19 protein-coding genes are annotated in these 14,005 nt (G+C 63.3%); 15 read left to right on the top strand and 4 right to left on the bottom strand.

All coding sequences use genetic code 11. The annotated features are described in order from the left end of the window. The coding region (locus K789_RS0107305) for a serine/threonine-protein kinase (RefSeq protein WP_024366191.1) at positions 1 to 775 on the bottom strand (775 nt) is incomplete at its 3' end. A 108-nt stretch (positions 776 to 883) separates the two neighbouring features. Here K789_RS0107305 and lipB point away from each other — a divergent pair. From lipB to K789_RS0107285, 4 genes are all read left to right on the top strand, one after another. Next, positions 884 to 1,552 carry a lipoyl(octanoyl) transferase LipB gene (gene lipB, locus K789_RS0107300; protein WP_024366190.1) on the top strand — a complete coding sequence of 223 codons (669 nt, stop codon included), beginning with the start codon at positions 884 to 886 and terminating at the stop codon, positions 1,550 to 1,552. Next, complete coding sequence (gene lipA / locus K789_RS0107295) at positions 1,549 to 2,556, top strand: lipoyl synthase (protein ID WP_024366189.1); 1,008 nt, start codon at positions 1,549 to 1,551, stop codon at positions 2,554 to 2,556. The genes lipB and lipA overlap by 4 nt, the downstream gene beginning before the upstream one ends. Positions 2,557 to 2,645: 89 nt before the next feature. After that, a complete protein-coding gene (locus K789_RS0107290) occupies positions 2,646 to 3,407 on the top strand; it encodes a DUF4191 domain-containing protein (protein WP_024366188.1) in 762 nt (253 codons plus the stop codon). Positions 3,408 to 3,532: 125 nt separating this feature from the next. Then, positions 3,533 to 3,907 carry a DUF3817 domain-containing protein gene (locus K789_RS0107285; RefSeq protein WP_029704692.1) on the top strand — a complete coding sequence of 125 codons (375 nt, stop codon included), beginning with the start codon at positions 3,533 to 3,535 and terminating at the stop codon, positions 3,905 to 3,907. A gap of 252 nt (positions 3,908 to 4,159) precedes the next feature. On the opposite strand, the gene K789_RS0107280 is transcribed toward K789_RS0107285, so the two are convergent. Beyond that, positions 4,160 to 4,597 (bottom strand): RDD family protein, encoded by a 438-nt coding sequence (locus K789_RS0107280; RefSeq protein ID WP_024366186.1) that lies wholly within the window; start codon positions 4,595 to 4,597, stop codon positions 4,160 to 4,162. 297 nt (positions 4,598 to 4,894) lie between these two features. Here K789_RS0107280 and glnA point away from each other — a divergent pair, with 297 nt between their 5' ends. Then, positions 4,895 to 6,319 carry a type I glutamate--ammonia ligase gene (gene glnA, locus K789_RS0107275; RefSeq protein WP_024366185.1) on the top strand — a complete coding sequence of 475 codons (1,425 nt, stop codon included), beginning with the start codon at positions 4,895 to 4,897 and terminating at the stop codon, positions 6,317 to 6,319. Here glnA and K789_RS0107270 read toward each other — a convergent pair. Next, positions 6,316 to 7,404 carry a tyrosine-type recombinase/integrase gene (locus K789_RS0107270; RefSeq protein ID WP_024366184.1) on the bottom strand — a complete coding sequence of 363 codons (1,089 nt, stop codon included), beginning with the start codon at positions 7,402 to 7,404 and terminating at the stop codon, positions 6,316 to 6,318. The two genes, glnA and K789_RS0107270, sit on opposite strands and share 4 nt — an antisense overlap. Next, the gene (locus K789_RS0107265; protein ID WP_128081580.1) at positions 7,379 to 7,942 is read right to left on the bottom strand and encodes a helix-turn-helix domain-containing protein; all 564 of its coding nucleotides are present in this window, start codon (positions 7,940 to 7,942) and stop codon (positions 7,379 to 7,381) included. The genes K789_RS0107270 and K789_RS0107265 overlap by 26 nt, the downstream gene beginning before the upstream one ends. 95 nt (positions 7,943 to 8,037) lie before the next feature. Here K789_RS0107265 and K789_RS22545 point away from each other — a divergent pair, with 95 nt between their 5' ends. The 10 genes from K789_RS22545 to K789_RS0107210 all read left to right on the top strand — a co-directional run bounded on the left by K789_RS22545 (position 8,038) and on the right by K789_RS0107210 (position 13,993). Next, positions 8,038 to 8,235 carry a helix-turn-helix transcriptional regulator gene (locus K789_RS22545; RefSeq protein WP_024366182.1) on the top strand — a complete coding sequence of 66 codons (198 nt, stop codon included), beginning with the start codon at positions 8,038 to 8,040 and terminating at the stop codon, positions 8,233 to 8,235. Continuing rightward, positions 8,235 to 8,471, top strand: a complete 237-nt coding sequence (locus K789_RS0107255) for a hypothetical protein (RefSeq protein ID WP_024366181.1) — start codon at positions 8,235 to 8,237, stop codon at positions 8,469 to 8,471. Before K789_RS22545 ends, K789_RS0107255 begins: the two co-directional genes overlap by 1 nt. Positions 8,472 to 8,475: 4 nt before the next feature. Continuing rightward, positions 8,476 to 8,613 (top strand): hypothetical protein, encoded by a 138-nt coding sequence (locus K789_RS25370; protein WP_157835672.1) that lies wholly within the window; start codon positions 8,476 to 8,478, stop codon positions 8,611 to 8,613. Positions 8,614 to 8,639: 26 nt separating this feature from the next. Then, on the top strand, positions 8,640 to 8,816 hold the full coding sequence (locus K789_RS25365) for a hypothetical protein (RefSeq protein WP_157835671.1): 177 nt from the start codon (positions 8,640 to 8,642) through the stop codon (positions 8,814 to 8,816). Continuing rightward, a complete protein-coding gene (locus K789_RS0107240) occupies positions 8,813 to 10,210 on the top strand; it encodes a hypothetical protein (RefSeq protein ID WP_024366180.1) in 1,398 nt (465 codons plus the stop codon). The genes K789_RS25365 and K789_RS0107240 overlap by 4 nt, the downstream gene beginning before the upstream one ends. Continuing rightward, on the top strand, positions 10,207 to 10,359 hold the full coding sequence (locus tag K789_RS26120; RefSeq protein WP_157835670.1) for a hypothetical protein: 153 nt from the start codon (positions 10,207 to 10,209) through the stop codon (positions 10,357 to 10,359). Before K789_RS0107240 ends, K789_RS26120 begins: the two co-directional genes overlap by 4 nt. Before the next feature lie 5 nt (positions 10,360 to 10,364). Continuing rightward, positions 10,365 to 11,249 (top strand): tail fiber domain-containing protein, encoded by an 885-nt coding sequence (locus K789_RS23955; protein WP_024366179.1) that lies wholly within the window; start codon positions 10,365 to 10,367, stop codon positions 11,247 to 11,249. A 193-nt stretch (positions 11,250 to 11,442) separates the two neighbouring features. Next, positions 11,443 to 12,519: a hypothetical protein gene (locus tag K789_RS0107225; RefSeq protein ID WP_024366178.1), complete on the top strand. Its 1,077-nt coding sequence runs from the start codon at positions 11,443 to 11,445 to the stop codon at positions 12,517 to 12,519. Continuing rightward, on the top strand, positions 12,516 to 12,998 hold the full coding sequence (locus tag K789_RS26425; RefSeq protein WP_084507334.1) for a GNAT family N-acetyltransferase: 483 nt from the start codon (positions 12,516 to 12,518) through the stop codon (positions 12,996 to 12,998). The genes K789_RS0107225 and K789_RS26425 overlap by 4 nt, the downstream gene beginning before the upstream one ends. Before the next feature lie 233 nt (positions 12,999 to 13,231). Beyond that, complete coding sequence (locus K789_RS0107210; RefSeq protein ID WP_024366176.1) at positions 13,232 to 13,993, top strand: hypothetical protein; 762 nt, start codon at positions 13,232 to 13,234, stop codon at positions 13,991 to 13,993. The last annotated feature ends 12 nt before the right edge of the window (positions 13,994 to 14,005 follow it).

Raw genomic sequence — 14,005 nt, 5'->3', positions numbered from 1 at the left:
CGGCGGCGGAGGGCCGGAGCCGGCGGTCCTCCTGAAGTCCGGATTCCAGCGCTGCGGCCAGCGCCGGCGGAACCCCGGGAACCAGCAGCGGCAGCGGCGGACGCTGAGCCCCGGGCTCAGGAGGGTGACCGGTGAGGCAGAACCAGCCCACGGCAGCGAGTGAATAGACATCGCGTTCCGGTTGCAGACCGGCGCGGACGGCGTCCACCGGAGCCGGATCGCGGAAGCCCTCGGTCCCGGCCCGGGACACCGCCCTGGCGTCAGCCACCATGCGTGCCACGCCCAAATCGGCCAGCAGCGGTTTGCCGTGCGCCGTGAACAGGACATTGCCGGGTGAGACGTCGCCGTGCGTGAAGCCACGACCATGCAGGTACGCGAGGGCGTGCGAGATCGGAGTCAGGACGGTCACAGTCTCGCCCGGTCCCAGCTTCCCCCGGCTGGCCACGAGCTGCCCCAGCGAGCCGCCAGCCGCGTAATCCATGGTCAGGCCCAGGTTTCCCCCGGCTGACCCGCCCAGCCGAACGACGTCGTGCGCCCTCACCAGGTGCTCATGGTCCAGGACAGAGAGTATCCGGGTCTCTCGCCGGGCTGCGTCCTCCGCGTCATCCCGGTCGGGGCTCTCGCCGGCGGTGAAGCATTTCAGCGCATACTCGTGCCCGGTCGATTGTGCGGTCACCAGCCACACCGTGGCGCTGCCGCCGCTCCCCAGGCAGCGGCCGACGTCGTATCCGGGAACCTCCGGCGCCGAACCGCCGGACGGTGCGTAATCTTCCATAGCCAAGGAATAGCGGATCCCGCAGAATCCCGCAGAAGTTATCCACAGGCGGTGAGAGCTTCGCCACAGAATCGGTTGCTGCGACAGCCGGGGTCTAAGCTGGATGCCATGACTCTTGAGTTCTCCCAGCTGGGTCTCGCCCCGGAATTCGTCGAATATACGCGCGGCTGGGACATCCAGCGCGAACTCCATGAAAGGGTCGTCGCCGGCACTGCCCCCAGCACGGTCCTGCTGCTCGAACACGCCGCCGTGTACACGGCCGGCAAACGCACCGAGGACCACGAACGCCCCTTTGACGGCACTCCCGTGGTTCCCGTGGACCGCGGCGGCAAACTCACCTGGCACGGTCCGGGACAGCTCATTGGCTACCCCGTCATCAAGCTGAGGAACAAGGCCGGCATCCGCGACTACGTGGAGCGGCTCGAAGCTGTGATCATCGCCGTCCTGGCCGACTACGGCATTGCAGCGGTCCGGATCAAGGGCCGCGCCGGCGTCTGGATCGACCAGGACGCGAACGGTCCGGCGCGGAAGATCGCCGCGATCGGCATCCGCGTCCACGAGGGCGTCACCATGCACGGCTTTGCGATCAACTGCAACAACGACCTCGCCCCCTACGCCCAGATCATCGCCTGCGGGATTACCGACGCCGGCGTTACCACCATCTCGCAGGAGACGGGCCGGGACGTCACCCCCACCGACCTCGTTTCGCGGATCATCGAAGAACTGCGCAACAATGAAGAAGCGCTAGTTGCAACCCACGAAGGAGCTCTACTGTGACCCTGGCACCAGAAGGCCGGAAAATGCTGCGGATCGAGCAGCGCAATGCGGCCACCCCGGTGGAACGCAAGCCGGATTGGATCAAGGCCAAGGTCCAGATGGGTCCCGAGTTCGTGCAGCTCAAGAAGCTCGTCAAGAAGGAAGGCCTCCACACGGTGTGTGAAGAGGCCGGCTGCCCCAACATCTTCGAATGCTGGGAAGACAAGGAAGCCACGTTCCTGATCGGCGGCTCCGAGTGCACCCGGCGCTGCGACTTCTGCCAGATCGACACCGGCAAGCCTTCCCCCGTGGACGTTTTCGAACCCACCAAGGTGGCCCGCTCCGTCCAGGCGATGCAGCTGCGTTACGCCACTGTCACCGGCGTGGCCCGCGACGACCTCGCGGACGAGGGCGTCTGGCTTTACGCCGAAACGGTCCGCAAGATCCACGAACTCAACCCGGGCACCGGCGTCGAACTCCTGATCCCGGACTTCTCCGGCAAGCCCGAGCACATCGAAGCGATCTGCGACTCCAAGCCCGAGGTGTTCGCCCACAACGTCGAGACGGTGCCGCGGATTTTCAAGCGCATCCGTCCCGCATTCCGATACGAGCGGTCGCTGGATGTCATCACCCAGGGCCGCAAGCTCGGCATGGTCACCAAGTCCAACCTGATCCTGGGCATGGGCGAGACCCGCGAGGAAATCTCCGAAGCGCTGCGCGACCTGCACGAGGCCGGCTGCGACCTGATCACCATCACCCAGTACCTGCGCCCGTCCGAGCGGCACCTCCCGGTTGACCGGTGGGTCAAACCACAGGAGTTCGTGGACCTGCAGCAGGAAGCCGACGCGATCGGCTTCCTGGGCGTCATGAGCGGACCGCTGGTGCGTTCGTCCTACCGCGCCGGCCGCCTCTGGGCCACCGCGATGCGCAAGAAGGGTTGGGAAATCCCGGCCCAGCTCGCCCACATCGAAAGCTCTGGCAGCACCCGCCAGGAAGCCAGCTCGCTGCTCGCGGCGCACTCCTGAATCCAGTTGTAACGATCACGGCGAAGGGCCGGCACCGGAGTAATCCGGCGTCCGGCCCTTCGCGGTCCATCACGTAGAATTAAGGCACTATGGCGAATTCCCCTGATTCCAGCAACTCCACTCCGGCTTCTGATGCTCCGAAGCGCGGCCTTTTTTCGCGTAAGCCCAAGGCGGCCAAGGTCAAGAAGCCGAGCCGCCTGAAGCAGATCGGCGAGGTCTTCCAGATGACCCGCCAGCACGATCCGATGGTCCCGTGGCTTATGCTGCTGGCGTTCCTCGGCGTCGTGGCTGTCAGCTTCGTCATTGGATTCCTGCTGGACAACTGGATCACCGGCCTGATCATCGGCATCCCGCTGGGCGTCCTCGCGGCAACCCTGATCCTGTCCCGGCGCGCCGAGCGGGCCGCGTTCGCCCGGATTGAAAACCAGCCCGGCGCCTCGGGTGCTGCACTGGGCACGCTCAAGCGCGGCTGGATCGTCGAAGAACAGCCCGTCGCGGTCAACCCCCGCACCCAGGACGCCGTCTTCCGCGCCATCGGCCGTCCCGGCGTCGTGCTCGTCAGCGAGGGTCCCAGCACCCGGGTCAAGCCGCTGCTCGACGCTGAACGCAAGCGGCTCGCCCGCATCCTGCCCAACGTCACCATCCACGTGATTGAAAGCGGCCGTGGCGAGGGGCAGGTTCCGATCAGCCAGGTCGCCAAGAAGATGACCAAGATGAAGAACGAACTGACCAAGCTTGAAGTCAGCACGGTCTCCAAGCGCATCTCGTCGCTCGGCAGCCGCCTGCCCATCCCCAAGGGCATCGATCCTTACAAGGCCCGCCCGGACCGCAAGGCAGCCCGCGGACGCTAGGCCTCCCGCCAGAGAACAGGTTCGCCCCGGTAACCGCCTTCCAGGCCGGCAGCCGGGGCGTTTCCTTTTACCCGCGACATTCCCACACCCCCTGCGTCCCCCTGGACAGAACCTGGAGCTCCGCCATGAAACTGCCGTCCGCCTCTGCCGTGATCCGGATCTTCCGGGCCCTGGCCATCGCCGAGGCCTTCAGCTGGGCCGCGCTCCTGGTGGGCATGTTCCTCAAGTGGGTCACCCGGACCACGGAGCTCGGCGTCGAGATCGCGGGACCGATCCACGGGGCGTTCTTCATCGGCTACGGGATCTCGTCACTGAGCTTGTGGGGCATGCAGCGCTGGCCTTTCCGGGTGGCCCTGTTCGCCGGGCTCTCCGCGGTGTTCCCGTTCGCCACGGTCGGTTTTGAGCGCTGGGCGGGCCGCCGCGGCTACCTGACGGTCCGGGCCGGGCAGGCTGCTTCGACGCCGGCACCCGAGACGGCCGGTGAGACGGCCCGGGTCTAGCCGCTAAGGGATAGCCGCCAGACCTAGCCTGCGCGCGGGGGCCTGCAGAACGTCACGCTGGCCCGTGGCGGCATACCGCCGCGAGCAGCAGCAGCCCGGAAAATCGCGTATGTCCATCTGACGCAAATGGCCGCCATGCGGGGTGGGTTAGCGGCCATTCGTGGCGAACCGCCGGTGGCATGGCGGCCATTCGTGGCGAATCGCCAAGGAAGTCGGGGCAACGTGGCACCCCGCCGCGGCGTGCTGCGGAAGCTACATCCGGAGCAGGACGGTGTTCATGGCCTTGTCGTGGAGTCCGCGGTGGTCCGGGTCAAAGATAACGGCGGGGATCACCAGGCACAGCAGGAGGCTGCGGACCAGCGCCGGCAGCGGGCCGGCCGGGCCGCCGCCGAGCCGGATCACGTGGATCCCCACGATGCGGTGGCCGATGCTGTAGCCGAGGGTGCCGACCAGCAGCGCCTGCTCGATGGCGAAAACGCCGAGGGTTGCCCAGGGGTCTCCGGCGAATGCGTAATTGCTGATCAGCAGCGCAATGCCCCAGTCGATGCAGATGGCGACGATGCGCCGGCCGGCCCGGGCAATGGATCCCGGTCCGGACTCGGGCAGGCCCAGCCGCTCCCCCGGGTACTTCGAAATGCCGGAGGTGTCCGGCCCGCTGAGCCATGAGCCTATGTCTTTGCGATCAACCACCCTCCAAGACTATCGGCAATCGACGCCCGCCCGGCGCTGTTCAGAGTGTGGACACGTGGCGGCCATACTCTGGTCACGGATAGGCCACGTTGTGGACAGCGACTACCGTTTACCTGTCAGGGCATTCTGTAACCTGCCGGAAACAAAGCGGACACCATCGGGAAATCCCTTGTCCTTAGGGTGGTAACAGTTGCTAGCGGCATAGGAGCGGGGCAGACCTTTGTGTTTCCCCGCTGTCGGATTGCGCTGGACCACACGGCCTGACGGCCAGATCTTTCACATGCATAAGGAGCATAGATGTTCAAGACTGCGGACGAAGTCCTCAAGTTCATCAAAGACGAAGACATCAAATTCGTTGATATCCGCTTCACCGACCTCCCGGGCGTTCAGCAGCACTTCAACGTCCCCGCGAAGAGCGTTGACGCGGACTTCTTCGTCAACGGCCAGCTTTTCGACGGATCGTCGATCCGCGGCTTCCAGGGCATCGCCGAGTCTGACATGCAGCTCATCCCGGACGTCACGACGGCGTTCGTTGACACCTTCCGCCTCGAGAAGACCCTCGCGCTGAACTTCTCGATCGTGAACCCGCGCACCGGTGACCCGTACCACCGCGATCCCCGCGGCGTGGCCGAGAAGGCCGAGGCCTACCTGGCGTCCACCGGCATCGCCGACACCGCGTTCTTTGCCCCCGAGGCCGAGTTCTTCGTCTTCGACAACGTCCAGTACCAGTCCTCCCCGCAGGGCAGCTTCTACAAGATCGACTCCGAGGAAGCACACTGGAACACCGGCCGCGAAGAAGAGGGCGGAAACCTCGGCTACAAGACCCCGGTCAAGGGCGGCTACTTCCCGGTCTCCCCCACCGACAAGCAGGCCGACCTCCGCGACGCCATGTGCATTGCCCTGGACGAGGCTGGCCTTGAGGTCGAGCGCAGCCACCACGAGGTCGGTTCCGCCGGCCAGGCTGAGATCAACTACAAGTTCACGACCCTGACCCACGCGGCTGATGACCTGCAGAAGTTCAAGTACGTCATCAAGAACACCGCCGATGCCTGGGGCAAGTCGGTCACCTTCATGCCGAAGCCGGTCTTCGGCGACAACGGCTCGGGCATGCACTGCCACCAGTCGCTGTGGACCAATGGCGAACCGCTGTTCTACGACGAAAAGGGCTACGCGGGTCTTTCCGACATGGCCCGCTGGTACATCGGCGGTCTGCTGAAGCACTCCTCCGCCGTCCTGGCCTTCACCAACCCGACGGTCAACTCCTACCGCCGACTGGTCAAGGGCTTCGAAGCTCCGGTCAACATGGTCTACTCGCAGGGCAACCGCTCCGCCGGTATCCGTATCCCGATCACAGGCTCCAACCCGAAGGCCAAGCGCATCGAGTTCCGCGCTCCGGACCCCTCCTCCAACCCGTACCTGGCCTTCGCGGCCCAGCTGATGGCCGGCATTGACGGCATCCGCAACCGCATCGAACCGCCGGCTCCGATCGACAAGGATCTCTACGAGCTCCCCGCCGAGGAAGCCAAGGACATCCCCAAGGCTCCCGGCACGCTCGAAGAGGCCCTGGATGCCCTGGCCGAGGACAACGAGTTCCTCCAGGCCGGCGGCGTCTTCACCCAGGACCTGATCGACACCTGGATCGAGTACAAGTACGAGAACGAGATCCGTCCGCTCTCGCTGCGCCCGAACCCGTACGAGTTCGAGCTGTACTACGGCGTCTAGCTAGAATCCGCGGCTAAACGGGGTTTAGTCCGCAAGGAGTCCGCACGAGCGGCCAACACTTCGGTGACGGCGGCACGTGCGGACTCTTCTTTGTCTGGGAACATGTGCCCGTAGGTGTCCAGAGTCGTCTTCGCTGATGCGTGCCTCAGGCACCGTTGTACGACTTTCACGTCAAGCCCCGACGCGATCAAGAGCGACGCGAAGTAGTGTCGCAGGTCGTGGTAGCGGAATCCCTCCGGCAGTCCCTCCACTGTGGCCCTGGCATCCCGGAAATAGCGTTCCAGCGTGTAGGGTGCCATCGCCCGGCCCCACGCCGATGTGACGATGGTTTCAGACCCGAAGTGAGCCGGCATCTTATTCAGCTCTAATGCGAGATCCCGAGAAATGGGGATCGGCGTACGAGACACTTCCGTCTTCAGTGGCAGGTCCGGATACTGGACCGCGGGCGACACGACGCCCCGCATGAAGTCCACGTCCTCCACCCGTAGCGCCACCGCCTCCGCCACCCTGAGGCCCGCGAATGCCGCAAGCAGGATTGCCCCGCGCATGGTCTCGGGCATCGCGTCATGCAAGGCCCACACCTGTTCAGTCGTCGCAACATAAGGCCGCTGCTTCCCCCCACCCGGTGACGTGCGGCGACTGGTCGGAGACTTCGGCACTAAACCATCGTGGACGGCGTCGGAGTAGAGCTGACCCAGACGACCGTGGAGAGCGTAGACGGTCGAATCAGCCAGGCCCGACTCCTTTAGCTGAACCGTCCACGCCTTGACTTCCGAAGGCCGCACAGACGACAGCACCCGGTCCCCGAAGGCCTCCTTGATGTGCTTGATGTGGACCCGCGCCTGACGGACTGTGGACGGCCTGTTTTGGGCGTAGCCCGTCAGCCAGGAATCGGCCCACTCCCCCACGGTCAACTTCGCTGACTTCGGATCCACATATGTGCCGGTGACAACCGACGCCGTAACCTCATCCTGCCAGCGTTGCGCATCGATCTTACGGGCGAAGTGCCGGGCATGTTCCTTCCCCGCGTCGTCGCGGTACCGGGCCCGCCAGCGTCCGTCAGGCCTCTTCTGAATGCTCGCCATTGTCGCCCCCCTCATCCTCGCCCGTGTCACGCTGCCAGGCTTGGATTGCCCCTTCAACCAAGTCCACGGTGCTGCGGCTGAGGATCAAGTCAGCGTTGGATAGGGTCTTGACCATAGTTTCGCTTACCCTCTCCAGGCCGCCGGCAGCTTCGACCTCTTCCTTCAACATCTTGGCTGCCACTCCTACGAAGAGGCGCTCGTCTTCAAGCTCACGCACGACGTTGCGGAGCTTAGTGACAGAGTCCGAGTAGTCCTCAATCAAGAACCGGAGCCGCTGCCAGGAGTCGATTACTCCCTTAGGGTCTAGTAAATCCTGGAGCTTGCGGCCGAATAAGGCAGCCAACGAAATGGCCTCGTCAAGACGGACGGCCCGCGCACCCTCTTCAGTCCGGGATACGGCCACTTGGCTGTACTTCGGCCACCCTATCTCCTGCATCCTGCGCGCCAGTTCCGACTGGGACCATCCCATGGCTTCCCGGAAACGGCGCTGGTTTGCGCCAAACAGCGCGACCGGTTCATCTGCTCGTGATTCATCCATGTAGAGATGGTCCCACAGGGTTGTTGTGTTCGCAACAAATGTCAACTATAGTCGTTCTTGTTGGGGCTCCCAAACAACTATGTATAGGAGGATCGATGGAAACCGTAAACGCCATGAAGCTGCACACGATGGATGAGGTAGCGGAGATGCTGCGGAAGTCGCCGGCGCAGTTGCGCTGGATGCGTCACAACGGAACGGGACCGAAGTCCGCCAAGCTCGGCGGTCGCGTCATGTACCGAGAACAGGACGTTATCGACTGGGTAAACGCTGCGTTTGAGGTTGAGGCCTCCTAATGAGCGCCGTCTACACAGAGGAAGACCTCGCCGCCGCATGGGAGTCCGGCTATTGGCGCGGCACCAGCCATGAGGGGCCGCTGAATGATGCGGCAGTCAACGTAAAGAACCCATATCGGGTCAAGGGCGCTACGCCCGCTAAGACGTGCAAGGTAGCGCTGAAGACAGAAAAAGACCGTGACACTCTCGCCAAAGAATCCGTCACGGCCTCAGAACCAACCCCCATCAAGGAGTAGATCCATGAACCACTCTATCAAGTACCCGGCCACCGTGCGAGAGCTCGGAGAAATGGCTGAAGCGCGCGGCATCACTGCCACGGAAATGCTGGACATTCTCGGCCCCATCCCGACGCCGCCGGCCAACAGCCCGCACTCCTGAGCCCCCGAAACGCGAAAGGCAAAGTCATGGGATCACAGCATGTCAGCGTCCCGCGCCAGGCAGTCCGGACCCGTGCGGCCTACTCCTACCCGGCAATCATGTCGATAGCTACGTGGGAGCACTGGCTGATCCGTCGCCATCTCCTAGAAACCGAAACGCCGGGCAGATTTGGCTACTTCAACGACATGGAGGGCGCCGCTTGAACGCGACAGTAGAGCAATGGGAACTCCTCGAAATTGCCAAGCATGAAGCCGAGCTAGCCGGAATCCCCGCCGGCCCTTTCACACTGGCCGACTGCCACGGTGTCTTCCGCAAATGGCTCGGAGCGGACTACGACACAGACGCGTTGGACGCCGTCCTAGCCGCCGCGGCAGTTGAACGCCTGGACGGGGATCCCGTTTGGCTCTTGGTCATCTCCGGTTCGGGAAACGCCAAAACAGAGACAGTCGTACCGCTCGCCGGCATCGGCGCGCACATGGTTTCCACCATCGCATCCGAAGGCGCCCTACTGTCGGCAACCTCGAAGAGGGAGCAGGCAGCAGACGCCACCGGCGGACTCCTGCGGAAGATCGGTGACCGCGGAATCCTGATCATCAAGGACGTTACGAGCATCCTCTCAATGTCCGGTGACCAGCGCGCCAGTGTCCTAGGCGCGCTCCGGGAAGTCTACGACGGATCATGGGCCCGCAACGTCGGCACAGACGGCGGACAAACGCTCGAATGGGAAGGGCGGCTAGTTGTCATCGGGGCAGTTACGACCGCGTGGGACAAGGCGCACTCGGTTATCTCAGCGATGGGTGACCGGTTTGTCCTAGTCCGTATGGACTCGACCAAGGGCAGGCAGGCCGCGGGACGCCAGGCCATCGGGAACACCGGCAGCGAAGTCCTCATGCGGTCCCAACTCGCAGGGGCAGCAACTCGGATCCTTGCCGGGTTGAACCTCGATCAGGTGAGGGTCACTGCAGCCGAAACGGACATGCTCTTGGCAGCGGCGGACATTGTGACGATGGCCCGGACCGCAGTCGAGCGCGACTACCGCGGCGACGTAGTGGACGCGCACGCCCCGGAAATGCCTACACGGTTTGCCAAGCAGCTTACGCAGATTGTCCGGGGATCCATGGCGCTGGGAATGGACCGTGGCCACGCACTTAGGTTGGCCATCCGGTGCGCCCGCGACTCCATGCCACCGCTGCGCCTGAAGATCATTGACGACGTCGCGGCGAACCCGAACACGCCTACAAAGGATGTTCGCAAACGCATAGGGCTACCGAGGGCGACTGTGGACCGCGAATTGCAGGCGCTCAACATGCTCGGAGTCCTGCAAGTCGATGAGGTCGACGGCATAAACCCGGTCAATCTCAGGGAAACGACGGTATGGCACTACACGCTAGCCGGTCACATCGATCCGGACGCCCTGAAATACGAAAACACGGTGCCAGAAATTGCAGTACCCACCCTACCCCTAGTAAAGGGCAGCGGAACCCTAGGGGCACCTACTGCAGAATCTGGCACCGTGACGGCCCCGGCGCTGTGCTTCACCTGCGGAGACGCCTTAGGCGATCACGAGCACGGACACCACCAGGAGTGCGCCGCGTGAAACTCACCCGCCAGGACCTCATGGACCTATGCGAAATCTACAAGGCCAAAGCCCTTGAAGAGCACGCACAGTTCCGGAAGTGGCGAGACAGAGCTCTAGCCGCAGAAAAGCTCTTAGCCATCTACGAACCCACCGAAAGCGAGAAATAGAAGACATGGCAAACCCCGGAGCATTCAGAAACCCCAACGACGAAGCATGGATCGGACGGAAGTTCGCCGAGATGGAACGCGAGTTGCGGGAACTCAAGGCCGCAAACCCGTTTGGCCCCATGCGCATCAAACCGAAAATGGGCGGCATTGACGTTGACGGCTTCATTAACTCCCTCCGGCCTGACGGGACAGTCGGCGTGTCCATGGACGACGACGGAATCTTCATCGTCTACGGCCCGGATGGCACAACACCAGTCGCACGCTTCGGTCCCCTCGAATCCGCGCCCGGTGAATACGGCGTCGAAGTACTCGTCGGCGCAACGTGGGTACAGCTCGGCAACCAGTCCGCAGTCTGGGAAGGCATCGCGGGACGCCCCGGCATCACAGGCGGCGCCACAATCCCCGGCAGCTTCATCACCGGCACAGTCCCCGCCGCCACTGAGGCAACCCACGCCGCACAGGCTGACGGCTCCGAATACGGCTGGACCAACAACGTCGCCGGCACAAGCTTTTACGCCCTGTGGGTGGGTAACGACGGCGGCTTCCACCTAGGCCGCAACGTGAGTTCCATCAAGTACAAAGAGAACGTCACAGACGCAGCAGTAGCCCCCGCCGCGGTCCTCAACCTTCGCCCCGTCCGATACGACCGCAAGCCCAGCGGCGCCGATGGAGAGTTCCCCGGCGCGAAAAACGAGTTCGGACTCATCGCGGAAGAAGTCGCCCAGCATCTCCCCGAAATCGTCACCAAGTTTGAAGGCGAGATTGACGGCGTCCGCTACGACCTCCTGGCCGTGGCACTCCTGGAAGTTGTCAGGGATCAAGAGAACCGGCTCAGGGCACTCGAAGGCCGCGAACCACTCAGCACAACGGGAACCGGGGCGACAGCATGACCACCACACATCGGCCATTCATCAAGCCCCGCTTTTGGACTTGGAGAGACTACGCCAGGAACGCAACCCCCGGCGTCGGACTCTTCACCGGAAGCCAGATACAAGCACACCTAACACCGACCGAAGCCCGCAATCTTGCAGACAAACTGCACGACATGGCCGATACTCTCGACGCTCGACAGGAGCCCACCGAATGACCGAGACATGCAACACCGCGCACTACAAGGACCGCAATGTGGAACCTGCCAGCCTGCAAGCGTGCCGAGAATGCCCCTTCCGCAAGGTCAACCGCGGGCGGGAACACCCGGACCGCGAGCCCTACACGGACCCCTGGCTGACGCGCATCTGGCGCCGCGTCTCCCAGGAGGGCGGCACGTTTTCCTGCCACATGTTCGATGGTGGCGTCGTCCACTACTCCGACGAGATCAAGGCCGCCGGCTACAAAAAACCAGCAGACATTGGCGGAATGAAGGAATGCGCGGGGATGGTGGCAATGGTGAAGCGAGAACTCGATCTGATCATGACCAGCCCAACCTTCGAGCAGTACCAAGCATCCCGGCCAGCCGGACTAACCCAACCGGCGATCAGCTACTTCCTCGCCAGAATCCGAGGAGAAGTTGGACCGGCGTTGCGCACGTCCGACTACACCGACATGGCGGAAATCCTGGACATGCACGACGTCGTAGACACCAACGGGATGGACTGGAAATACGACGCGGCATTTCTGAACAGCCTCAGCAGCCTTGTGACGACGCTGCTCCCCACACAGCGGGAATGTGACTGCATTGTCTGCGCCCAACACCACACGGTGCACCAGATGCAGCCCATTCACACCGCTGAAGGCCTGGATGTTCAAGTGGACGCGGAACTGCACCCCCTGCTTGTGACCCTTGCCAGCGCCGGAATCCGAACCACTGCCTCATGCATCGACATCCACGAAGCGGTGACGCAGCTCGCCCCAAGCTGGATCGGTCCCATGATGAACTATGACACCCCCGGCGGCGAGAAATACCAGCAGGCACTCCGCCGGAAAGCTGCATTCATCGAGCTCCGGAACGACACGGAACCCGAAAAGCTCTTCCTGGCAGCAGCCGAAAAACTCCCCGGCGCGGATGTGGCTCACAAGACGTCGAGCTCCCGCGTCGTATTCCTCCGCGAGCACATCGCAACGCTGACCGCCTTTGCGGTCCTGGCCGCGCAACACCTGGCGCCGAAGCCTGCACTCCCCCAGACAAACATCCCGGCACTGCTGGAAACGGTGGACGAATGAGCACCGCCGACCGTACCTTCCGTCCCGCCGCTCCTGCTGACTTCCCGGCAGTGGCAAGTCTCCTAAATCTTGCCTACGCCACGGTAGGAGTAAACCCCGGAGAGACCGCCAACACGGTGAAGGAACGTTACGAAAATGCCCTAGTGCTCGTCTTGGAAGTCCGCGGGATCCTAGCCGGCACGCTCACGATTGCACGGTCTGGCAGCTGTTACGGACGTCTCGCCCGGCCCGGTCAGATGGAAGTCTCCCGGCTAGCAGTCGCCCGCGCCCACCAGGGCCGGGGGGTCGGTAAAGCAATGCTCACGGGGACCGCCGAACTATGCCGCCGGGAAGGCGTCCAAGCCCTTGTAGGGGCAACCCTGGAGAGAATGACCACCGCCCACCAGCTCTACGAATCCATCGGTGCAAAGCGCGGCGTCATCCCCGGTATCAAAGCCCGCGGTTACACCCTCGACCTCACCCACGAAACGGAGAACTGAATGTTCACGTCCAGACCAGAACACTACGACAAAAACCTCATGCAAGCTCCCTCTGTGCACGCGGCACTCGCCACCCTGACTTCACCAGACGGCGCCCAGATTCCCGCCGTCGCAATCTTCAAGTCCAAGCAGGTCGCATGCGTCCTTCCCCTCGCTGACGGGCTGCGGCTAGCCAACGAACTTGCGGACTCAATCGCAGCCCACAACCGGACCCCAAACCAAAAGGACACATCATGCTGAACGCAAACCTCACCCACATTGTCATTGCCTCACTCAAGGCGGCAGGCATCAAACCACCCGAGCTCACCCCCATCCGGCCATTCCCCAAGGCCCGCGCCAGCGTAGAAGATCTGACTGAGCTCCTGCTCACCAGCGACCACGAAGACCCCTACGAAGACCCCAAGGTCATTGCAGTCGCTTCACAGCTCTACATTCAGTCACTGGACCGGCTCGACCAGGGGCACCACCAGCGCGAGCTGGAGCGCCAAGCCGCAGACCTCCACGACCACACGGACGCCATGCTCGAACAGATCCAAGACGCGTTCAACAAAACAGCCAAGCGCCTGACTGAGTACGCCGAACCCATCAAGCGCGTGGAAGACCCCGCAACCATCGACCCCCACACCGGCAACCACGCCACCGCCATGGCAGCAACCAACACAATCCAAGAGCTCAAGACCCTTGAGAAGATCATCAAGGCATGGCGTGACCTATGGGCCGCGCTCGGCAACAACTCCTGCGGAGTCGAACGCGGCAAGCCCTACACGTTCATGAACCCCAACGCGGAACAGTGGGAAGAACTCCGAAGCAACCCGACCATCTGGGAAGCAGTCCGCAACGGCGTGCCCCTGACCCTCGCAGACAGCCCCACACAAGTCAGCGAACGCTTCCAAGCCATGATCAATAACGAACAGGCAGCACTCGCCGCCCGAGCGGAAGCCAAGCGCCCCAACTACCTGCCAGAAGGCGGCTACACGCAGCTCGTCAAGGGCTAACACCAGGCGAGC

Origin of the sequence: Arthrobacter sp. TB 26, from assembly GCF_000427315.1 — a bacterium.
Lineage (GTDB): Bacteria > Actinomycetota > Actinomycetes > Actinomycetales > Micrococcaceae > Arthrobacter.
This window is presented reverse-complemented; position numbering and strand designations above follow the sequence as displayed.